Below are 20,357 nucleotides of genomic sequence, written 5' to 3'. Positions count from 1 at the left end.
GTTTCTACGGACTTGGGGTATTTATTCCCTTACTCGGCGGCCACCACATCAAAACCGGCATCTTCCACCGCGGCGGCCAATTCTTCCGGCGACACCGTCGCGGCGTCGTAAACAATGCTGGCCTGCTTGTCCTGCAGGCTGACTTCCGCGCTGCTGACTCCGGCCATGGTAGACAGCACCTTGCTGATGCTGTTGGCGCAGCCGCCGCAGGTCATGCCTTCGATTTTCAGTTTCAATTCACTCATGCTGCTTCCTTTCCGTTTATTTCCAGCGGCGCAGCAATAGCGAATTGCTGACCACCGACACCGAACTCAGGGCCATGGCTGCGCCGGCCACTACCGGGTTCAACAAACCCAGCGCCGCCAGCGGAATGCCCATAACATTGTAGAAAAAGGCAAAAAACAGGTTTTGCCGGATTTTTGCCAGCGTGCTGCGCGACAAGCGGATGGCAGCTGCCACCTGGGTGACATCGCCCTGCATCAGAGTGATGTCGGCAGTTTCGATGGCCACATCCGAACCCGCACCCATGGCAAAACTGACATCAGCCGCCGCCAGCGCCGGGGCATCGTTGACACCATCGCCCAGCATGGCCACCTTGCGGCCCTGCTGCTGCAGCTCGCGCACCACCGTGGCCTTGTCTTGCGGCCGCAAACCCGCGCGGTAATCGGCAATACCAGCCTGCGCAGCAATGGCCGCTGCCGTTGACGGGTTGTCGCCGGTCAGCATGATGACCTGCACCCCTTTTTGCTGCAAGGCTTTCACCGCTGGTCCGGCTTCCGGGCGCAGGGTATCGGCAATGGCCAGCAAGCCCAGCAAGCCGTCATCGTTTGCCACGGCAATCATGCTTTGACCGGCCAGCGGCCAGCCCGCAGGCAAGGCAGTATTGCAGGCCCAGTCCGGCCGCCCTACCCGCAGGTGGCCATGTCCTTCGATGCTGGCCATCACTCCCTGGCCAACCTCGACCTGAAAAGCCGCCAAGGGCAGCAAGGCCAGGCCACGCTGTGCAGCCTGTTGCAGGATGGCGTGCGCGAGTGGATGTTCCGACCCGCTCTCCACACTGGCCGCCAGTTGCAAGACGCGGTTTTCATCACCATCAGCAGCCCAGATGGTGGTGAGTTCGGGCTTGCCGCGGGTCAGGGTGCCAGTCTTGTCCACCAGCAAGGTATCGATGCGGCCTGCGGTTTCCAGGGCCGTTGCATTTCGAAACAACACGCCGCGGGCGGCGCCCTTGCCCACCCCCATCATGATGGCCGTCGGGGTCGCCAGCCCCAGCGCGCAGGGGCAGGCAATCACCAGTACGGCCACCGCGCGGATCATGGCCTGGCTCCAGTCGCCCAGCCACCAGCCATTGCCCAGCAAGGTGAGCAGGGCAATGCCCACCACCACCGGCACGAAGATGCCGGCGATCTGGTCTGCCAGTCGCTGGATGGGTGCTTTCGACCCCTGTGCCAGCCCCACCAGGCGGATGATTTCCGCCAGCTGGGTATGACGGCCCACACTGCTGGCGCGTACCTTGAGCATGCCTTGCTGGTTGCGCGTGGCGGCAAACACCTTGTCACCACGGCCCTTGCTGACAGGCATGCTCTCACCGGTCAGCATGCTTTCATCCACGGTGGCCTCGCCTTCCAGCACCACGCCATCCACCGGCAGGCTTTCGCCGTGGCGTACCACCACCACGTCGCCCACTTGCAACTGTTCAACCGCGATGTCCTGTAGCTGGCCATCCCGCTCGATACGCGCCTGACGCGGTGCCAGCCGCACCAGGCTGGCGATGGCGGCCGAAGTCTTGCCACGCGCACGGGCTTCCAGCAGCTTGCCTAGCAATACCAGGGTGATGACAGCGGCGCTGGCTTCAAAATACACATGCTGTTGTGATGCCCCAGACAGGGTCACCACGGTGGAGAGCAGCCAGGCCATGCTGGTACCCAGCGCCACCAGCACATCCATATTGGCACCGCCACTGCGCAAGGCATGCCAGGCACCACGATAAAAGCGCCAGCCGACAATGAACTGCACCGGAGTGGCCAGCGCCAGTTGCCAGCCGCGTGACAGCATCAAGCCATGCCAGCCGAACATCATGGCCAGCATGTCGAACAGGAATGGCAGGGTGAGCAGCAAGGATGCGGCAAACCAGGCCAGCTCCTTGCCATCCTGAGCGGCTGTCTGTTCCGGGCTGGTACTGTCTGCGGCATCTGCCTGTGGCGTGGCGGTGAAACCGGCCTTGCGTACCGCCTCCTGTGCATCGGCCAGGGCCAGCATGCCGGTGGGAAACTGCATGCTGGCGGTACTGGTGGCGAAATTGACCTGTGCCGTCATGCCGGGCAGCTTGTTCAGCACTTTTTCCAGCCGTACCGCGCAGGCAGCACAAGTCATGCCGTGGATATCCAGCTGCAATTGCTGTTGCGGCACCGAGAAACCGGCCTTGCTGATGGCCGCCTGTATTTGCTGCAGCTGGTCTTGCCCACCCTGATAACGCACTTGTGCCTGCTCGCTGGCAAAGTTGACGCTGGCACTGACGCCTTCCAGCTTGCCCAGTACTTTTTCCAGCCGTGCCGCGCAGGCGGCGCAATGCATGCCGGCGATGGGCAGGGTAACGGTAATCTCGCTCATGATGGACTCCTTGCCAGCAGTATATACCCCCAAGGGGTATATTTGCACCATGCGTTTCTGCAAGTGAAGTAATAAAAAACCGCAGGGCCTGGGCCGCTGCGGTGTGTGTCGGGAAGTCCGGATTCAGATCCAGTTGCGCCGTGAAAACAGCCAGATCAGCCCGATGGCAATCGCCGCCATCAAACCCAACACTCCAAAATAGCCATAGTGCCAGTGCAACTCCGGCATGTTTTCAAAGTTCATGCCGTAAATACCGGCAATCAGGGTGAGCGGCATGAAGATCATGCTGAATACGGTCAGCACCCGCATTTGCAGGTTCAGCCGGTGCGACTGGGTGGAAAGGTACAAGTCCAGCATGTCCGCCACCATTTCGCGCGACATTTCCAGCGACTCCACCACATGCATGGTGTGGTCGTAGGCATCGCGCAGATACACCTGGGTATCCGGCTGGATCAACTGGTGCTCCCCGCGCATCAGGTTCAGCAGGATTTCGCGCAAGGGCAGGATGGAACGGCGCAGCTTGAGGCAATCGTGCTTCAGGCGCTGCACCTTGTGCAGCACGCCTTGTTCGCGCCCGTGCAGCAGCATCTGGTCGGTGCGCTCGACATGCTCGGTAAACTGGCTGAGCACGCCGAAATAGTCATCGATGATGGCGTCAATCAGGCCGTAAGCCAGGTAGTCCGCCCCCTTGTTGCGCAAGGCCGCGCGCCCGCCACGCAAGCGTTCGCGCACCGGCTCGAACACCCCGGTGGGCTTTTCCTGAAACGACAGGACAAAGTCTTTGCCAATCACCAGATACATCTGGTTGTAGCCCAGGCGACCACCATGTGGCGGGAAATCAAAAACACGGGTGGCGATGAACAGATAATCGCCGTAGTCCTCCAGCTTGGGACGCTGACGATTATTGAGAATGTCTTCCTGCACCAGCGGGTGCAGTCCGAAGCGATCGCCGATGGCCTGCATGACGGCCGGGTCGTGCAGGCCGTACACATTCAGCCACAGCACGGGCTGGCTGGGCTGATAGGACAGACCGTCGGCCACGGTCTCGAAGCGGGTTTCGTGCAGTTGCTGCGGGCCGTATTCCAGCAAGGTGATGCTGCTGCTGGCCACTTTCTGCTCGCCCACCGGCAGCAGCGTGCCGGGTGCTTCCCCCAAGGTGGGCACCCGTTGTTTTACCTGAGCATGGCGCATGGTTCAGCGTTGACTGATGTCGAGTTCAAAACCGACATTTTTCCACTGCGACACTTCCTGACGGAAGGCACTGGTGGTCAGTGGATTGTCTTTCAGCCAGTTCTGGCTGACGGTCAGAACAAACCCTTTGGCATCCGGTTTCAGGTCCAGCTCGGCAGGTAAAACAATGGTATTGCGGCTGCGATAGAACAGGACAGCCAGACGCAGGGCTACCACCGCTTGCCACAAGGCCGGATCGTTAACCACTTGCAGCATCTTGCCCATATCGCCACGATGCCCCAGCACGATGGTGGCCAGCATGGCCTGCTCACGCTTGGAGAAACCCGGCATGTCGGCGTTTTGCAGAATATAGGCCGAGTGCTTGTGATAGGCCGTATGAGCGATGGTGAGGCCGATTTCATGCAGCCGCGCCGCCCAGATCAGCCGCTTGAGCATGTCCTGGTCCAGGTCCTCGCCGGCCACCATGCGGTACAGGCGCTCGGCCAGTGCCTGCACGCGCTCGCTTTGCGCCACATCCACGTGATAGCGCCGCTTGAACAGCTGCACCGTGCTCTCGCGCATGTCCTTTTCGCGCTGGCGCCCCAGCAGGTCGTACAACACCCCGTCGCGCAGCGCGCCTTCCGCCACGATCATCTTGTTGACGCCAAGTTCTTCGAAAATGGCAATCATGATGGCAAGGCCACCAGGCAATACCGGCAGCCGGTCTGCCTTCAGGCCGTTGAGGCTGACATTTTTCAGGTTTTCCCGCCGGATCAGCTCGGCACGCAGCTTGAGCATGCCATCCAGCGTGATGTCGGACGCAGACCAATCATTGATTTCCAGGATATCGCGCAAGGAGCGGGCGGTGCCGGAAGTGCCGACGGCCAGCTGCCATTCCTCGGGACGATATTCGGCAGTGATTCGCTGGATCTCGTTACGCGCTGCCAGCGTGGCATCGGCAAAGTTGCTGCGGCTGAGCTTGCCATCGGCAAAATAGCGCAGGCTGTAACTGACACAACCCAGCGGCAGGCTTTCGGTCACATGGGCCTTGAACTGGCTGCCGATGACAAATTCGGTGGAGCCGCCGCCAATATCCACCACCAGGCGCTTCTCCTTGGTGGCAGGCAGCGAATGTGCAGCACCGATATACACCAGCCGCGCTTCTTCCCGCCCGGCAATGATTTCAATCGGAAAGCCCAGCAATGCTTCGGCACGCTGGATGAATTCGGCTGAGTTCTTCGCCACGCGCAGTGTATTGGTGCCCACAATGCGCACCTGGCGGGGATTGAAACCCCGCAGACGTTCACCAAAGCGTGCCATGCAGGCCAGCGCTTTCTCTTGCGTGACTTCGTCCAGGTATTTGTCCGCAGTCAGGCCGGCACCCAGACGAACGGTTTCTTTCATCGCATCCAGCGGATAAAGCTGATCTTCAACGACACGGGAGACTTGCAGGCGGAAGGTGTTGGACCCCAGGTCAACAGTCGCCAGCACATCCGGAGTAGGCAGGGTGGAGGTCAAAGGCAAGCCTTTTGCATGAGGGTTTGCTGCGAAGTCCGGGCCAATGGCAAGGATGGCACCTGACTCCGTCATCGATTATTCAATAAAAAATGGCAGTAACACCGAGGATGTTACCGCCATTTATACCGTTACGTCATTGCGCTTGATCAGCCGCCCAGTGTTTCCCGCTTGATGGTTTCCAGCGAGGTATGGCGGATGTCCTTGCCCTTCACCAGATAAACCACGTATTCGGAGATGTTCTTGGCATGATCGCCAATACGTTCAATGGCCTTGGAAATGAACAGGGTATCAATGGACATGCTGATGGTGCGCGGGTCTTCCATCATGAAAGTAATCAGCTGGCGCAGTTCGGCAGCAAAGTCGTCATCCAGCCGCATGTCTTCTTCGGCCAGCTCCAGCGCAGCCGTGGCATCCAGCCGGGCAAAGGCATCCAGCGCGCGGCGCAGCATGCCCAAGGCCACTTCCGCCATCTTGCGGATTTCGCGAAAGCGCGGCATCTGGTAGCGCTCGGACTGATAGATGGTCTTGCCCATGCGGGCAATTTTCTGGGCTTCGTCGCCGATGCGTTCCAGGTCGGTGATGGTCTTGATCACGGTGATGATGATGCGCAGGTCACTGGCCGCCGGCTGGCGACGGGCAATGATGTGCTGGCAGTCGTCATCAATGGTGACTTCCATGGAGTTGACCAGTGCATCTTCGGTAATCACCTTGTCGAACTTGGCGATATCTCCGGACATGAGCGCATCGATGGCAGAGAGAATCTGCTGTTCCACCAGGCCACCCATTTGCAGCACGCGGGTACGGATGGTTTCCAGTTCCATGTCGAACTGCTTGGAGATGTGTTCTGCCATGTCTGCCTCTTGAACGAATCCGGAATTCGGGTAAAGGGTAATAGTAAGCCAGCCAGATGACAGGCTGATGACATTTAATCGGAACGGGCCCGTGCAACCAGGCCCGTTGACAGGGATAAAAGCTTAGCGGATGACTTCCACGCCATCCTGACGGCCCAGCACCAGCACGTCGGCACGGCGACGGGCAAACAGGCCGCAAGTCACCACGCCGGCAATGTGATTGATGGTTTCTTCCAGCTCCACCGGGGTGTTGATGGTGAGGCCATGCACATCCAGGATCAGGTTGCCGTTATCGGTCACCACGCCCTGGCGCAGTTCCGGGTGGCCACCCAGCGCCACCAGCTGACGGGCAACCGAGCTGCGCGCCATCGGGATGACTTCGATCGGCAGCGGGAAGGTACCCAGCTTGGTGACATACTTGGTTTCATCTGCAATGCAGACAAACTGTTCGGCGACGCTGGCCACGATCTTTTCACGGGTCAGGGCGGCGCCGCCACCCTTGATCATGTGCAGGTGATGGTTGATTTCATCGGCACCGTCGATATACACCTCGAGCTTTTCCACATCGTTGAGTTCGAACACCGGAATGTGCAGGGCCTTCAGACGGGCGGTGGATGCCTCAGAACTGGAAACAGCGCCTTTGAGTCGGCCCTTGATGGTAGCCAGTTCCTGGATGAACAGATTGACGGTACTACCGGTGCCCACGCCGATAATGCAGTCTTCCGGCACGAATTCCAGCGCTTTACGGGCAACGGCCAGCTTGAGTTGGTCTTGGGTCAGCATAGTATTTGCTCCATCAGGTGAGTTCGATTGCATGTCCGGCGCCGATTATCCCACAACGACAGCCATCTGTCGGTGCGAGCAGGCTCATTGCTGCGGCATCAGCAGGCAGATGGCCTGGGCTTCGATCGCCTCGGCACGGCCCAGATAGCCCAGTTTTTCGTTGGTCTTGCCCTTCACATTGACCGCGTTCACGGCAATGCCCAGGTCGGCGGCAATCGTCGCGCACATGGCGTCGATATGGGGCGCGAGCTTGGGACGCTGGGCAATCAGGGTGGCATCCACATTCACCACCTGCCAGCCCGCAGCACGCACGCGTGCCACTGCTTCGCGCAGCAGCACGCGGCTGTCAGCCCCTTTGAACCGCTCGTCGGTATCCGGGAAGTGGCGGCCGATATCGCCGAGGGCGGCAGCGCCCAGCAGCGCATCGGTGATGGCGTGCAACAGCGCGTCGGCATCGGAATGGCCCAGCAGGCCGTGTGTATGCGGAATGGTGACGCCACCCAGAATCAGCGGGCGGCCTTCCACCAGTTGGTGTACATCGTAACCTTGTCCGACTCGGAACATGGGGTTCAGTCCTTTCGTGAAGCCAGAATCGCCCGGGCCAATGCCAGGTCGCGCGGGTAAGTCACCTTGAAGTTCTGGGCATCCCCATCCACCAGGCGGGGCTTGTGGCCGTAGTGCTCGATGGCCGAGGCTTCGTCAGTGACATCAGCGGCTTCAGCAGCCTGCAAGGCACTACCGAGCAAGCCGGCACGGAACATCTGTGGCGTTTGCGCCAGCCACAGGCCCTGACGCGGCACCGTGGCGCTGATGCGTTCTTCGGCATCTGCCCGTTTGACGGTATCGGCCACCGGGAGCGCCAGAATGCCGCCCACCGGGTCGTCGGCCAGGGTGGCAATCAGCCGTTCCACCGCCGTCACCGACAGGCAACAGCGGGCGGCATCGTGCACCAGCACCCAGTCTTGCGCATCTGCCGACATGGCTTGCAGGCCATTGCGCACGCTTTCGGCCCGGCTGGCGCCGCCAACGCGGTATACCCGCAGTTTGGGCAGATCCCAGTCAAAATCATCAAACCATTCATCTGCCGGAGAAATCACCACCGCCACTTCGCTGATGGCTGCCACCTGGCTCAATACCTGCAAGGTGTGCCACATCAGCGGGCGATTGTTCAGCTGCAAATACTGCTTGGGGCTGGGACCGCCAAAGCGGCTGCCGGAACCGGCGGCCGGAACCAGTGCAAGATAGCGGCTCATGTGGCATCTCCGGCGGGCGGTGCTTCCAGTGTGCGCCACAGACAGCTGCCTTTTACCGCCTTGTCCAGCTCGCCCAGATAACTGGCGTGCGCGGCCAGCTCTTCCTCACTGGCCCGCTTTACCAGCAAGGGTTTGCGTTCGAACTGGATATCACCACCCTGGCTGTTGCCGGCATCCACGTCGATGTCCATCACCAGGCTTTCCTGGCCACGGGTCATCCACAGGTACACCTCGGACAGCAGTTCACAGTCGATCAGTGCGCCGTGCAGGGTACGGTTGGAACGGTCGATGTCAAAGCGGTCGCACAGTGCATCCAGGCTGTTACGCTTGCCGGGGAACTGGTCGCGCGCCATGGCCAGGGTGTCGGTCACCTGGGCGGCCAGCTTGTTGATGCGCGGCAGACCAAGGCGGTCGAATTCGGCATTGAGGAACTTCACATCAAACGGCGCGTTGTGGATGATCAGCTCGGCACCGCGCATGAAGTCGGCCAGTTGCTCGGCCACCTGGGCAAAGCGCGGTTTGCCTTCCAGCGAGGCCAGCGAGATGCCATGCACCCGCTCGGCATCCGGGTCGATATCGCGCTCGGGATGAATGTACAGGTGCAGATGCTGGCCGGTGAGCTTGCGGTTGATCATTTCCAGACCGGCAAACTCAATGATGCGGTGGCCTTGATCCGGGTCGAGGCCGGTGGTTTCGGTATCGAGAATTATCTGTCTCATGCTGCTGCTTTCAGGCCGGACACGTGGATCCGGCCATATTCAATAAGAGGACAATGCGTTTACAGGGACTCAACGCCCCGGTTGGCCAGCTGGTCGGCCCGTTCGTTGAATTCGTGGCCGGCATGGCCTTTCACCCAGCGCCAGTCGACATGCAGATGGCGATTGCGCTCGGCATCCAGCATTTGCCACAGGTCGGCGTTCTTGACCGGCTCCTTGGCGGCGGTCTTCCAGCCACGCGCCTTCCAGCCGTGAATCCACTCGGAAATGCCCTTTTGCACATATTGCGAGTCGGTGTAGACCACTACATGACAGGGCCGGTTCAGTGCGGCAAGGCCACGGATGACGGCCAGCAGCTCCATGCGGTTGTTGGTGGTGCCATGCTCGCCGCCAAACAGCTCCTTCTCCTTGCCCTTGAAGCGCAACAAGGCTCCCCATCCGCCCGGGCCAGGATTACCCTTGCAGGCACCATCGGTGTAAATTTCGACACAATCTTCGCTTGTCATGTTCTCGGTTCTGTTGGCTTCGTTGATGGCAACGAAGCAGGTTTATTCTTGCGGATCGCGCAACTGACTTACCGTTGGCGGCATCTCGCGGTGTGAGGGGTGACGTTCGTTGCCGCCGGCCACCACCAGGCCCTTGGCCGGTTTGGCGGCCTTCCACGCCGGGGTGATCAGACGCATGCCCCGCTGGCGCTTGACTGCTTCGATGCCGTAAACACCAGCTGCCAGCGGCCACCATTTGTCGCCCGCGCGCTCCATGAAGCCAAAGCGCTCCAGCCAGCCCTGCTGAGACAAGGGGGGGGCGTAGGCCATGAAACAGCCCGCCACCGGCTCCAGGTCAAGCAGCTTCAGCCAGTCGCGGATACGGATCAGCGGGAAAAAATTGCCACGCCACGGAATGGCCGCCCGTCCCTGAATCAGCCGGCGTACTCCCCATAATGAAACCGGATTGAAGCCGGTCATCAGCAATCTGCCCTCAGGCACCAGCACCCGTTCCACCTCACGCAGAACCTGATGCGGCTCGGTGGTAAAATCCAGCAAATGCGGCATCACCAGCAAGTCCAGGCTGCGGGTTTCAAACGGTAGTTGTTCAGGGTGGCAGATGATTTGCGCCGCCTCCCCGCCCTCTGCTGCCCGGCATTGCCAGGGAATGCGGTTGGCACTCAGGAAGTCCACCTGGGGCAGACCTATCTGCACAGCATGAAAACCGAAAATATCGGCGACCGCCCGATCGAAAAACGCCTGCTCACACTGCAGCAGGTAAAGGCCCAGTTCGGTCGTGGTCAGCCACGTGGAAAACGCTTGCATCATTGAAGGAGTCCGATCCGACCATGTTTACCGTTACCCCCGTTCGGGCATTTGCCGACAATTATATCTGGGTTTTGCAACAGGGCACCGGTGCTCTTGCAGTGGACCCCGGTGAAGCCGCTCCGCTGATTGCCCATCTGGAGCAGCGCGGACTGGCCTTGCAGGCTGTCCTGATCACCCATCATCACGCCGATCATTGCGGCGGACTGACCGAACTGTTGCAACGCTGGCCACAGGCGCAGGTATATGGCCCGGCCAGCATCGCCGGCGTCAATCAGCCGGTCATGGAAGGCGCCAGCGTGCACTGGCATGAATATGCCTTTGATGTACTGGCCCTGCCTGGCCATACACTGGACCACCTGGCCTATTACGGTCATGGGCAGCTGTTTTGTGGCGACACCCTGTTTGGTGCCGGTTGTGGCCGCCTGTTCGAAGGCAGCCCGGCACAGATGCTGGCCTCACTGGACAAGCTGGCCGCCCTGCCGGACACCACCCGTTTTTATCCGGCACATGAATACACCTTGTCCAACCTCAAGTTTGCCCTGGCCGTAGAGCCGGACAATGACGAAATCCAGCTGCGACAATTGCTGGATCAAAAACAGATTGCCATGGGGCTGCCCACCCTGCCCACCGAACTGGGTCTGGAAAAAACCACCAACCCCTTCATGCGCAGCCAGGTGGCGGCGGTAAGACAGCAAGCCAGCCGTCATGCCGGAAAAGCATTGGAAACCCGACTGGAAGTGTTTACGGTGTTGCGTGAATGGAAAAACACCTTCAGTTGAAATTCATTCCGGGTAGATCATTCTTGTTAAAAGGCTGCTTGCCGGAATTGATTGCTTTTCCATGACCATTTTGCGCAAAGCTCATGAAATGATTTGCCTTTTTCGATTGACACACCCATGGGTGGTGTTTAGCATCGGCCGAGATCAGAATTCCGGGCTGGCCCAATGAAAAGAATCACCCCATTGGCACTTTCGCTGTCATTTGCATTTTCCCTCCCCTCGCTGGCGCATGCCGATTCAGGCGCATTCCGTCAGTCGGTAGGTGTCGATGAAGCACAGGCAGCCGGCCTGGACATGATGTTGCTGAACTCCAGCCTGCTGCGTAACGGCGACAATGTCTGGGAGCGCGCACGCGAAGGTTTCCAGCTGCCGGAAGTCAACGCCGACATCGTCCGCAAGCAGGAACGCCTGTACAGCAGCAAGCCCGAATACTTCAAACGCATTCTCGATCGCGGCCACAAATACCTGTTCCACATCATGAATGAAGTGGAACGTCGTGGCATGCCCACCGAAATTGCTTTCCTGCCCGTGGTGGAAAGTGCTTTTGTCCCCACCGCCAACTCTCCGGTGGGCGCGGCTGGCCTGTGGCAGTTCATGCCCGCAACCGGTCGCCATTACGGCCTGGAACAAACCTGGTGGTATGACGGCCGTCGCGACATCATGGAAGCTACCCGCGCCGCGCTGGACTATCTGCAAAACCTGTATGCACAGTTTGGCGACTGGAACCTGGCACTGGCCGCCTACAACTGGGGTGAAGGCAATCTGGCACGCGCCATTGCCCGCGCCCAGGCCGCAGGCCTTGAGCCCACCTACGAAAACATCAAGATGCCGAATGAAACCCGCAATTACGCTCCCAAGCTGATTGCGGTGCGCAACATTCTCAGCCAGCCTGATAAGTACGGCATCCGCCTGGACAAATTCCCCAACAAGCCCTACTTCATTGCGGTATCCACCGGACGCCACATGGATATCGAAGTAGCGGCCAAGATGGCAGGCATGTCGGTCGCCGAATTCAAGGAACTGAACCCGGCGTTCAATCTGCCGGTATATGCACACAAACCCGGTCGCCAGATGCTGATTCCGCTGGCCAAGGCCGACAAGTTCGATTACAACCTGTCGCACTGGGACAAACCCTTGCTCAGCTGGCAGGTTTATACCCCGACGGCGGATGAAAACGTGGCCAGCGTGGCCGAACGCTATGGCATGAGCCCGGGTGAACTGCAAAACGTCAACAAACTCGGTTCACGCAATCTCACCGCAGGCCGCCCGCTGCTGGTTGCACTGCGCGGCAAGAGCGATGGCGCCACCCCGCTTGATGGCACAGACAACAGCATTGCCGCCAGCGACAGCCTGATTGCCAGCGCCAAACCGCAGCCGGTGACGACTGTGGCCGTGCAAGCCAAGCCTGTTACAGTTGCCCTGAGTACCCCGGCAATAACAAAACCGCAGCCGCTGGTAGCCAGCATTCGTCCGGCAGCAGAAACCACGAGCCCGGCCATTACTGTGGCAACAGCTGACAAGAGCGTGACGCCGAGCACCTCAATTGCAGGCGCTGCCACTACAAGCGCCACTCCGGCAGTCAATACCGTCGCCACGGCATCGGCCAATGTGACTGATGTGGCTGAGGCCCCGGCAGTAAAACCTGCCAGCAAGCCGCTGGTACTGGCCAAGGCCGAAGCCCCCAGCCTGCCTTCTGGCAATACGCCGCCGCCCAAGCCGCTGGAAGCCCGGCTCGCCAGCGTCAACCCGGCAGCCAGCCAGCACACCGTGGTGGGTGGCGATACCCTGTTCAACATCTCGCGTCGCTATAACGTGAGCGTGGCCGACCTCAAGGCCTATAACAACCTCAGTGACAACACCGTCAAGCTGGGCCAGGTCATCCGGGTGAAACCGAATCCGCTGGCCAGCAACACCATGCTGGCTGAAGCCGTACCCGCCCCCTCCGCGCAAGATGAGGCACTGGTCAAGATCAGCAGTGGTACAACACCGGCCACCGGTGCGGTTCCGGCTGAATATGTGGTGCAACGTGGTGACACCGTGTACAGCATTGCCCGTCGCTTTGGCGTGAACCATGCCGACATCCAGCGCTGGAACGATGCCAACCAGCTCACCCGCCTGCAGCCGGGACAACGCGTCCGTATCGAGACCCAGGGCCTGTAATCCCTTGCAGACCATCCATGAAAAAACCCGCCTTGGCGGGTTTTTTTATTTCCGTTCAGCCAGTACTGCACTCAGGCACTCATTCCGGATTCCGGCTGTCCAGCAAGATGGTGACCGGGCCGTCATTCACCAGACTCACCTGCATGTCGGCACCGAACACCCCTGTCGGGACTGCTTTACCCAGAACCTGCGCAAGGCTGGACACAAACTGTTCGAACAGCGGACGTGAGATATCCCCCCTCGCAGCACGGCTGTAGGACGGACGATTGCCCTTGCGGGTGGAGGCAAACAAGGTGAACTGGCTGACCGCCAGCGCCTCTGCACCACAGTCCAGCAGGGAAAGGTTCATCACCCCGTCAGCATCGCTGAAAATGCGTAGCTGGCTGATCTTGCGTACCAGCCAGTCGATATCCTGCTGTGTATCCACCTCCTCCACACCCACCAGCAACAGCAAACCGGCAGCAATCTGCCCGCAGGTTTCCTCTGCCACTGCTACCTTCGCTTCACTCACCCGTTGAACAACCACCCGCATGCCCGCATCTCCTAGAATTCGACATGTCATTTTACCCGGTAGGAGCTTGTAATGAATATTCTGAAGATTGCTGCATTTTCCGATGGCGACAGCGGCGGCAATCCTGCCGGTGTAGTCATCCAGCCCAGCCTGCCCAGTGACAGCGAAATGCAAACCATTGCCGCCCGGTTAGGCTTCTCCGAAACCGTATTTGCCATGCCACAGGACCAGGGCTGGCGAGTGCGCTATTTCTCACCAGAAGCAGAGGTTCCATTTTGCGGCCATGCCACCATTGCATTGGGAGCGGCTCTGGCGATGCAATATGGCAATGGGGATTTCCCCCTCCAACTGAATCAGGCCAACATCAGCGTCAGTGGCCAATACCAAGCGGGACAGCTTAGTGCCGCCCTGCAATCGCCACCGACACGCAGTACTGCGGCACCGTCAGCCTTACTGCAAGAAGCACTCGACTTGTTCGGACTAAGTGCCGACCAGCTCTGCCCAAAGCTGCCTCCTGCCCTGATCCATGCTGGAGCCGACCACCTGCTGCTCGCCGTACAAGAGCGTTCCACCCTATCCTCTATGCGCTACTCGCTGGAAGCTGGCCGCGACTTGATGCGCCGTGCCGGCCTGACCACCATCCTGCTGCTGTGGGCAGAGGACCAGCAACGCTTTCACAGCCGTAATGCCTTCGCCGTGGGTGGCGTCTATGAAGACCCGGCCACCGGAGCGGCCACGGCCGCCCTGGCCGGTTATCTGCGAGATATTGGCTGGGAGCATGGCGGCCATATCGAGGTGGTACAAGGTGAGGATATGGGCCAGCGCTCTTGCTTGCAGGCCACGATCCCGACTGAAATAGGCAGTTCAATTCGCGTTTCCGGCAAGGCCAGGCTCATGGCCCCGCACGCTAATCCATCGGCTCCGTTACAATTCACCCCATTCTGCTGCAAGGACATCGCCCCATGTTGATGGTACTTTCCCCGGCCAAGACGCTGGACTACACCACACCGCCCCACACCACGCGCCATACTCAGCCCGACTTCCTGGCCGACAGCCAGCAGCTGATTCAGGTGCTGCGCGAGAAAAGCCCGGCAGACATTGCCAAGCTGATGGACATCAGCGACGCCCTGGCCACGCTGAATGTTGGCCGCTATCACGACTGGCACCCCGACTTCACTCCGGCCAACGCCAAACAGGCAGTACTGGCCTTCCTGGGGGATGTCTATGAAGGACTGGACGCGGCCAGCCTGAACGAAGATCAACTGGACTACCTGCAAAATCACCTGCGCATTCTGTCCGGCCTGTACGGCCTGTTGCGACCGCTGGACCTGATGCAGCCTTACCGCCTGGAAATGGGAACCAAACTGCCCAATCCACGCGGGACCAACCTGTATGCATTCTGGGGCGAGCGCATTACCGATGCGCTGAACACACTACTGGACGAGTCGGACAACCCGGTGCTGGTGAATCTGGCATCCGACGAATACTTCAAATCGGTAAAACCGGCCAAACTGCATGGCCGGCTGATTACGCCGGTATTCCAGGACTACAAGAACGGCCAGTACAAAATCATCAGTTTCTACGCCAAGCAGGCACGTGGCTTGATGGCGCGCTGGGCGGCACTGCACAAGGTGGACATCCCGGAAGCGTTGCAGGACTTCAATCTGGGCGGTTACCGTTTTGACAGCAGCGAGTCAGACACCCGGCGCTGGGTGTTCCGCCGTCAGCATGGCTGAGGCTGGTCGCCTCACACCTTGTTGTCCAGCAGCCGGCCCTGCTCGAATGCCGTGGCATTGGCCAGCGTGGTTTCGGCAATATTGTCCAGCGCCTCGCGCGTAAGGAAACCCTGATGTGCTGTCACCAGCACATTGGGGAAGGTCAGCAGGCGGGCCAGCTGGTCATCCTGCAAGCCGAGTTCCGAGTGGTTTTCAAAAAACACGCCCTCTTCCATCTCGTACACATCAAGGCCCACGCCAGCCAGCCGGCCATCCTTCAATGCAGAAATCAGCGCCGCTGTTTCAATCAGCCCGCCGCGACTGGTATTGATCAATACTGCACCAGGCTTCATACCGGCCAGTGAGCTGGCATTGATCATGTGCTGCGTCTCTGCCGTCAGTGGCAGATGCAGGCTGACCACATCGCATTCCGCCAGTAACTGCGGCAGCGTGACATATTCAAAACCCAGCTTTTCATCCAGCCCGGCCTGCGGGAACACATCAAACGCCAACACCTGCATGCCAAAGCCCTTGGCAATGGAAATGGTTGCCTGGCCAATGCGCCCGGTACCTACCACGCCGATGGTCTTGCGATACAGATCGAAACCTACCAGCCCGTCCAGCGAGAAATCCATTTCGCGCACCCGGACATAGGATTTGTGAATACGCCGCACCACGGCCAGCAACAAGGCAAATGCATGTTCGGCCACCGCATGGGGCGAATAGGCAGGTACGCGCGTCACGGCAATGCCGTACTGGCGGCAGGCTGCCAGATCCACGCCATTGAAACCGGCACAGCGCAAGGTAATCAGGCGCACGCCACGCGCCGCCAGACTGGCAATCACCTCGGCATCCAGCCGGTCATTGACAAAGGGACAGACCGCATCGACATCGTGCACCAGTTCCAGCGTGTCACGGTTGAGTCGTGGTTCGAAGTAGCTCAGTTGATGACTGAACTGCTGATTGGCACCATCCAGGCTTTGGCGGTCGTAGTTTTTGGTATCGAAAACAGCAATGCGCATGTTGGCTCTCTGACGGCGATGGATGAGCTTTCAGTATAAGCTGTCCACCCGAGCAACTGCTGCCTGCACGGCAGGGCAGCGGGAATAACAAAAAACCCCGTAGAAACGATGTTCTATCGGGGTTTCCTGACTAGTGCCGGCCATCAGGCCGGGACTATTTTTGGTTGCGGGAGCAGGATTCGAACCTACGACCTTCGGGTTATGAGCCCGACGAGCTACCAGACTGCTCCATCCCGCGTCAGTGTTCTGTCGCTGTCTTCTGCTGTGTTTCTTCAGAAGAGGAGTGCATAGTACAAGCAAGGCATTCGTCTGTCAACAGTTTCTTAAAATTTTTTTAATATGACAGCCAGCTTATTTGTAAAACTTATTAACATTTGCCGCTTTGCATGACACATCTTCTCAACATTGCTGGCCTAAAGTTATACCTGTGTTACCGCCAATCACTTCTGCCCCAAGAGTGCTTGGCAGCCCGCCGCACATCCCGTCACCGTTCTTGCGGTGAACGTGCGACAGACAGGTAGCCAGTGCAGTTCGAATCGTTCTGCGCCACCCCCTCAGGTGTGCAGCACGTATTCTCCTAAGTGTTCATCACGGAAATTCAAGGCCGCCTCCCCAGGCGGCCTCTTTTTTTGCCCTCAGGAAACAGACAGGGGGCTGCTGGCCCGCAAACGGCGCCGGCCCAGCCAGGTACCGGCCAGCAGCAAGCCCATGATGCCGTAGCTGACAAAGGGCGACACAATCAGGAAACGCTCCACTGGCAACTGCCAGATCAGCAAGGCACGCAACAGCGTTTCAGCACACAATCCCCCGCCCCAGAGCAAGGTGAGCTGGCGAATGCCGCGCCTAAAGGCTGCTTCCTGCCAGCGCACATCAAACCGCCACTCCCCTTCGGCTGATTCACGCGCCACCGTTGCACGCGCCAGATAGAACAGCAGCGGCTTGGGCAGCAACAATGAGAGCAGGAATGCCAGGCCAATCAAACCGGACAGCAAGGATTCGCGCATCAGCAATACCCGCGGACTGCCACCGAGCAAGATGGCCAGCAAGGACAAGGCAATGCCGCCCAGTACCAGCAGACTGAGCGCATCAATACGGCGAAAGCGCAGCAACTCGACCACGCTCCAGGCAATGGGCGGCAAGGAAGATGCAATCAGCCCGGCAGTTTCGCCCCATTGCGGCTGTGCCCAGCGATAACACAGCCAGGGCAACACAAAGTTGGCAAGCAGTTCGGGAAGCAGTTGATACAGGCGGGTCATGGAGAAAAGGGCTGGGAAACACGCAGACAGTCATGATACGGCAGAATCCAAGTCACGCGCACCGGAAAACAAAAACCCCGCCAACGGCGGGGTGCTTTGCTTGATATCGACCCGGGTTCGTCGGGTCGGTGTGCGGGCTCAGGCGGCTGCGTGGATGAAGCCGTTGGCCGGGTAGAAGGCACTGGCGAGGCCAAGTACCGACTGGAATGTCACTTCAAACATCTTGCCTACCTGGCGGATGCTGACGACGGTGTAGTGGACGATATCGCCACTGTCTTTATGCTCAAGTACGGTGTAACCCGGTTTCAATTGAGAGATTTGCATTTTTATATTTCCTTGTTTTTTTTATCATTGCGACAAAATTTTAGTTTGATCTAAAGGTTTAACACGTTATTGACAAATAAGCCAACAATATAGTTCCACATCTTTATGGGGAATGACTCTAACAGCCCCAAATGACACATTCATGACGTTTTTCTGGCACAACAAAGAAAAAGCCCTGCCACATCAAGGGCAGGGCTGTATGGGTGCGAAACGCAGTCCGCTTAACCGATACGCATGCCTGGTGCCGCGCCCTGATCCACGTCCAGCAGGAACAGGCCGGAATTGTCGTCAGCACCGGAGGCGCAGACGATCATGCCTTGCGACACGCCAAAGCGCATCTTGCGCTCGGCCAGGTTGGCCACCACCACCACATTGCGGCCCACCAGCTTTTCCGGTTCCTGATAGGCAGAACGGATGCCGGAGAAGATATTGCGCTGTTCAAAGCCCAGGTCCACAGTGAACTGCAGCAGCTTGTCCGAACCTTCAACAAAGTTGCAGGCCAGTACTTTACCGATGCGCAGGTCTACCTTGGCAAAGTCGTCGATCTTGATGGTATCGGCCAGCGGCTCGTAAGCAGTGGCAGCCGGGGCATTGCTGGTGGCTTGCATATTCTGTTTGTTTGCTTCGATCAGTTTGTCGATCAGCGCCGGGTCGATGCGCTGCATCAGGTGCTGATAAGTATTGATGGTATTGCCCAACAGCAGGCTGTCGGCATCGGACCAGGCCAGCGGCGCCACGCCAAGGAAGGCTTCCACGCCTTCGGCCAGCTTGGGCAGTACCGGCTTCAGGTAGATGGTGAGCAGGCGGAAGGCGTTGATCAGCACGGTGCAGACTTCCTGCAGGCGTGCGTCCTGCCCTTCCTGCTTGGCCAGTTCCCACGGCTTGTTGGCGTCGACGTAGGCATTCACCTCATCGGCCAGTGTCATCACGTCGCGCAGTGCCTTGGCGTATTCACGTGCCTCAAAGGCGGCAGCCAGTTCCGGCGCAGCAGCTTGCAGCTTGTGCAGGATGGCGGTATCGGCCACGCTGTCGGCCAGCTTGCCGCCAAAGCGCTTGCTGATGAAACCGGCGGAGCGGCTGGCGATGTTGACATACTTGCCCACCAGGTCGGAATTCACGCGGGCCACGAAGTCATTGAGGTTGAGGTCGATGTCTTCGATGCGGCCATTCAGTTTGGCGGCCATGTAGTAGCGCATCCATTCCGGGTTCAGGCCGCAGTCCAGATAGCTCTTGGCCTGAATGAAGGTGCCACGCGACTTGGACATCTTCTGCCCATCCACAGTGAGGAAGCCGTGGGCAAACACGCCGGTGGGCGCACGCAGACCGGAGTAATGCAGCATGGCCGGCCAGAACAGTGCGTGGAAGTACAGGATGTCCTTGCCGATGAAGTGATACATCTCGGCGTCCGAATCCGGTTTGAACCAGGCGTCAAAATCGATGCCCTTGCTGTCGCACAGGTTCTTGAAGCTGGCCATGTAGCCGATCGGCGCATCCAGCCACACATAGAAGTACTTGCCCGGCGCATCCGGAATCTCAAAACCGAAATACGGTGCATCGCGGCTGATGTCCCAGTCCTGCAGGCCGCCTTCGATCCACTCGTTCATCTTGTTGAGCGACTCGGGCTGCAGGTGCGGCTGGCTCACGCCATCGACACGGGTGCTGCTGCCGCTGGTCCAGCCCTTGAGGAAGTCGGCACACTCGCCCAGGCGGAAGAAATAGTGTTCGGAGGTTTTCAGTATCGGCTTGGCACCGGATACCGCCGAGTACGGGTTCTTCAGTTCGGTCGGGTTGTAAGTGGCACCGCACACTTCGCAGTTGTCACCGTACTGGTCCTTGGCGGCACACTTGGGGCATTCGCCCTTGACGAAGCGGTCCGGCAGGAACATCTGTTTTTCCGGGTCGAACAGTTGCTCGATGGTACGGCTGGAAATCTTGTCATCCGCACGCAGGGCCTTGTACACCTGCTCGGCGAATGCCTTGTTTTCCGGACTGTTGGTGCTGTAGTAGTTGTCGTGGCCAATCAGGAAGCCCTGCGAATCAGCCAGATGCAGCTCGCGTACTGCATCCACCAGCTGGGTCGGGGTGATGCCCTGCTTTTCGGCGGCCAGCATGATGGGGGCACCGTGGGTGTCGTCCGCGCACACGTAATAGCATTCGTGCCCGCGCATTTTCTGGAAACGCACCCAGACGTCGGTCTGGATCTGTTCCAGCATGTGGCCCAGATGCAGCCCCGCGTTGGCGTAAGGCAGTGCACTGGTTACCAGAATCTTGCGTTTGCTCATTGTGGGTGTTCCTGATGGTAAGCGATCTCAAGCCGTCGATTATAGAGCCGTATCGCCTTACCGGTCACGGCACTGTTCGGCAAAAACCCGGTGG

20 protein-coding genes and 1 tRNA gene are annotated in these 20,357 nt (G+C 59.2%); 4 read left to right on the top strand and 17 right to left on the bottom strand.

Annotation, left to right across the window (positions count from 1 at the left end):
* Positions 1 to 29: 29 nt before the first annotated feature.
* The 11 genes from ACE3SE_RS09060 to ACE3SE_RS09010 all read right to left on the bottom strand — a co-directional run bounded on the left by ACE3SE_RS09060 (position 30) and on the right by ACE3SE_RS09010 (position 10,214).
* Positions 30 to 245, bottom strand: coding sequence for a heavy-metal-associated domain-containing protein (locus tag ACE3SE_RS09060; protein WP_045845673.1), 216 nt, complete (start codon positions 243 to 245; stop codon positions 30 to 32).
* A 16-nt stretch (positions 246 to 261) separates the two neighbouring features.
* Positions 262 to 2,610: a heavy metal translocating P-type ATPase gene (locus ACE3SE_RS09055; protein WP_374554761.1), complete on the bottom strand. Its 2,349-nt coding sequence runs from the start codon at positions 2,608 to 2,610 to the stop codon at positions 262 to 264.
* Between the two features lie 123 nt (positions 2,611 to 2,733).
* Positions 2,734 to 3,801, bottom strand: a complete 1,068-nt coding sequence (corA, locus tag ACE3SE_RS09050; RefSeq protein ID WP_062786157.1) for a magnesium/cobalt transporter CorA — start codon at positions 3,799 to 3,801, stop codon at positions 2,734 to 2,736.
* Positions 3,802 to 3,804: 3 nt separating this feature from the next.
* Positions 3,805 to 5,304, bottom strand: coding sequence for an exopolyphosphatase (gene ppx / locus ACE3SE_RS09045; protein ID WP_233160530.1), 1,500 nt, complete (start codon positions 5,302 to 5,304; stop codon positions 3,805 to 3,807).
* Between the two features lie 140 nt (positions 5,305 to 5,444).
* A complete protein-coding gene (gene phoU / locus ACE3SE_RS09040) occupies positions 5,445 to 6,149 on the bottom strand; it encodes a phosphate signaling complex protein PhoU (protein ID WP_062786160.1) in 705 nt (234 codons plus the stop codon).
* Between the two features lie 123 nt (positions 6,150 to 6,272).
* The gene (gene rpiA / locus ACE3SE_RS09035; protein ID WP_045845669.1) at positions 6,273 to 6,932 is read right to left on the bottom strand and encodes a ribose-5-phosphate isomerase RpiA; all 660 of its coding nucleotides are present in this window, start codon (positions 6,930 to 6,932) and stop codon (positions 6,273 to 6,275) included.
* 84 nt (positions 6,933 to 7,016) lie between these two features.
* The gene (gene ispF, locus ACE3SE_RS09030) at positions 7,017 to 7,496 is read right to left on the bottom strand and encodes a 2-C-methyl-D-erythritol 2,4-cyclodiphosphate synthase (RefSeq protein ID WP_374554758.1); all 480 of its coding nucleotides are present in this window, start codon (positions 7,494 to 7,496) and stop codon (positions 7,017 to 7,019) included.
* 5 nt (positions 7,497 to 7,501) lie between these two features.
* A complete protein-coding gene (gene ispD, locus ACE3SE_RS09025; protein ID WP_131355363.1) occupies positions 7,502 to 8,185 on the bottom strand; it encodes a 2-C-methyl-D-erythritol 4-phosphate cytidylyltransferase in 684 nt (227 codons plus the stop codon).
* Positions 8,182 to 8,904 carry a DNA polymerase III subunit epsilon gene (gene dnaQ / locus ACE3SE_RS09020; RefSeq protein ID WP_045845666.1) on the bottom strand — a complete coding sequence of 241 codons (723 nt, stop codon included), beginning with the start codon at positions 8,902 to 8,904 and terminating at the stop codon, positions 8,182 to 8,184. The genes ispD and dnaQ overlap by 4 nt, the downstream gene beginning before the upstream one ends.
* Before the next feature lie 59 nt (positions 8,905 to 8,963).
* Entirely contained in the window at positions 8,964 to 9,407 is a 444-nt protein-coding gene (gene rnhA, locus ACE3SE_RS09015) for a ribonuclease HI (RefSeq protein ID WP_045845665.1), read from the bottom strand.
* Positions 9,408 to 9,449: 42 nt separating this feature from the next.
* The gene (locus tag ACE3SE_RS09010; RefSeq protein WP_045845664.1) at positions 9,450 to 10,214 is read right to left on the bottom strand and encodes a class I SAM-dependent methyltransferase; all 765 of its coding nucleotides are present in this window, start codon (positions 10,212 to 10,214) and stop codon (positions 9,450 to 9,452) included.
* A gap of 20 nt (positions 10,215 to 10,234) precedes the next feature.
* Here ACE3SE_RS09010 and gloB point away from each other — a divergent pair, with 20 nt between their 5' ends.
* Entirely contained in the window at positions 10,235 to 10,993 is a 759-nt protein-coding gene (gene gloB, locus ACE3SE_RS09005; RefSeq protein WP_131355367.1) for a hydroxyacylglutathione hydrolase, read from the top strand.
* A gap of 165 nt (positions 10,994 to 11,158) precedes the next feature.
* The gene (locus ACE3SE_RS09000) at positions 11,159 to 13,153 is read left to right on the top strand and encodes a lytic transglycosylase (protein ID WP_374554755.1); all 1,995 of its coding nucleotides are present in this window, start codon (positions 11,159 to 11,161) and stop codon (positions 13,151 to 13,153) included.
* 79 nt (positions 13,154 to 13,232) lie between these two features.
* Here ACE3SE_RS09000 and dtd read toward each other — a convergent pair whose 3' ends face one another.
* Complete coding sequence (gene dtd, locus ACE3SE_RS08995) at positions 13,233 to 13,685, bottom strand: D-aminoacyl-tRNA deacylase (protein WP_374554753.1); 453 nt, start codon at positions 13,683 to 13,685, stop codon at positions 13,233 to 13,235.
* 51 nt (positions 13,686 to 13,736) lie between these two features.
* On the opposite strand from dtd, the gene ACE3SE_RS08990 reads away from it, so the two are divergent.
* Both ACE3SE_RS08990 and yaaA read left to right on the top strand, forming a co-directional pair.
* Positions 13,737 to 14,633 (top strand): PhzF family phenazine biosynthesis protein, encoded by an 897-nt coding sequence (locus ACE3SE_RS08990; protein WP_374554751.1) that lies wholly within the window; start codon positions 13,737 to 13,739, stop codon positions 14,631 to 14,633.
* On the top strand, positions 14,627 to 15,400 hold the full coding sequence (gene yaaA / locus ACE3SE_RS08985) for a peroxide stress protein YaaA (protein WP_374554749.1): 774 nt from the start codon (positions 14,627 to 14,629) through the stop codon (positions 15,398 to 15,400). Before ACE3SE_RS08990 ends, yaaA begins: the two co-directional genes overlap by 7 nt.
* Before the next feature lie 11 nt (positions 15,401 to 15,411).
* Here yaaA and ACE3SE_RS08980 read toward each other — a convergent pair whose 3' ends face one another.
* From ACE3SE_RS08980 to metG, 5 genes are all read right to left on the bottom strand, one after another.
* Positions 15,412 to 16,401, bottom strand: a complete 990-nt coding sequence (locus ACE3SE_RS08980) for a 2-hydroxyacid dehydrogenase (RefSeq protein WP_374554747.1) — start codon at positions 16,399 to 16,401, stop codon at positions 15,412 to 15,414.
* A gap of 161 nt (positions 16,402 to 16,562) precedes the next feature.
* A tRNA-Met gene (locus ACE3SE_RS08975) sits at positions 16,563 to 16,639 on the bottom strand.
* 397 nt (positions 16,640 to 17,036) lie between these two features.
* The gene (locus ACE3SE_RS08970; protein WP_374554745.1) at positions 17,037 to 17,657 is read right to left on the bottom strand and encodes a VC0807 family protein; all 621 of its coding nucleotides are present in this window, start codon (positions 17,655 to 17,657) and stop codon (positions 17,037 to 17,039) included.
* Positions 17,658 to 17,795: 138 nt separating this feature from the next.
* Positions 17,796 to 17,981, bottom strand: a complete 186-nt coding sequence (locus tag ACE3SE_RS08965; protein WP_045845657.1) for a hypothetical protein — start codon at positions 17,979 to 17,981, stop codon at positions 17,796 to 17,798.
* Between the two features lie 221 nt (positions 17,982 to 18,202).
* Complete coding sequence (gene metG / locus ACE3SE_RS08960; protein ID WP_374554743.1) at positions 18,203 to 20,263, bottom strand: methionine--tRNA ligase; 2,061 nt, start codon at positions 20,261 to 20,263, stop codon at positions 18,203 to 18,205.
* Between the last annotated feature and the right edge of the window lie 94 nt (positions 20,264 to 20,357).

This window comes from Aquitalea pelogenes (genome assembly GCF_041914625.1).
GTDB lineage: Bacteria > Pseudomonadota > Gammaproteobacteria > Burkholderiales > Chromobacteriaceae > Aquitalea > Aquitalea pelogenes.
This window is presented reverse-complemented; position numbering and strand designations above follow the sequence as displayed.

Bases quoted from the DNA above. Each gene is read 5' to 3' on its own strand.
- ACE3SE_RS09060 (WP_045845673.1), bottom strand. From the start codon at position 245: ATGAGTGAATTGAAACTGAAAATCGAAGGCATGACCTGCGGCGGCTGC.
- ACE3SE_RS09055 (WP_374554761.1), bottom strand. From the start codon at position 2,610: ATGAGCGAGATTACCGTTACCCTGCCCATCGCCGGCATGCATTGCGCC.
- corA (WP_062786157.1), bottom strand. From the start codon at position 3,801: ATGCGCCATGCTCAGGTAAAACAACGGGTGCCCACCTTGGGGGAAGCA.
- phoU (WP_062786160.1), bottom strand. From the start codon at position 6,149: ATGGCAGAACACATCTCCAAGCAGTTCGACATGGAACTGGAAACCATC.
- rpiA (WP_045845669.1), bottom strand. From the start codon at position 6,932: ATGCTGACCCAAGACCAACTCAAGCTGGCCGTTGCCCGTAAAGCGCTG.
- ispF (WP_374554758.1), bottom strand. From the start codon at position 7,496: ATGTTCCGAGTCGGACAAGGTTACGATGTACACCAACTGGTGGAAGGC.
- ispD (WP_131355363.1), bottom strand. From the start codon at position 8,185: ATGAGCCGCTATCTTGCACTGGTTCCGGCCGCCGGTTCCGGCAGCCGC.
- dnaQ (WP_045845666.1), bottom strand. From the start codon at position 8,904: ATGAGACAGATAATTCTCGATACCGAAACCACCGGCCTCGACCCGGAT.
- rnhA (WP_045845665.1), bottom strand. From the start codon at position 9,407: ATGACAAGCGAAGATTGTGTCGAAATTTACACCGATGGTGCCTGCAAG.
- ACE3SE_RS09010 (WP_045845664.1), bottom strand. From the start codon at position 10,214: ATGATGCAAGCGTTTTCCACGTGGCTGACCACGACCGAACTGGGCCTT.
- gloB (WP_131355367.1), top strand. From the start codon at position 10,235: ATGTTTACCGTTACCCCCGTTCGGGCATTTGCCGACAATTATATCTGG.
- ACE3SE_RS09000 (WP_374554755.1), top strand. From the start codon at position 11,159: ATGAAAAGAATCACCCCATTGGCACTTTCGCTGTCATTTGCATTTTCC.
- dtd (WP_374554753.1), bottom strand. From the start codon at position 13,685: ATGCGGGTGGTTGTTCAACGGGTGAGTGAAGCGAAGGTAGCAGTGGCA.
- ACE3SE_RS08990 (WP_374554751.1), top strand. From the start codon at position 13,737: ATGAATATTCTGAAGATTGCTGCATTTTCCGATGGCGACAGCGGCGGC.
- yaaA (WP_374554749.1), top strand. From the start codon at position 14,627: ATGTTGATGGTACTTTCCCCGGCCAAGACGCTGGACTACACCACACCG.
- ACE3SE_RS08980 (WP_374554747.1), bottom strand. From the start codon at position 16,401: ATGCGCATTGCTGTTTTCGATACCAAAAACTACGACCGCCAAAGCCTG.
- ACE3SE_RS08970 (WP_374554745.1), bottom strand. From the start codon at position 17,657: ATGACCCGCCTGTATCAACTGCTTCCCGAACTGCTTGCCAACTTTGTG.
- ACE3SE_RS08965 (WP_045845657.1), bottom strand. From the start codon at position 17,981: ATGCAAATCTCTCAATTGAAACCGGGTTACACCGTACTTGAGCATAAA.
- metG (WP_374554743.1), bottom strand. From the start codon at position 20,263: ATGAGCAAACGCAAGATTCTGGTAACCAGTGCACTGCCTTACGCCAAC.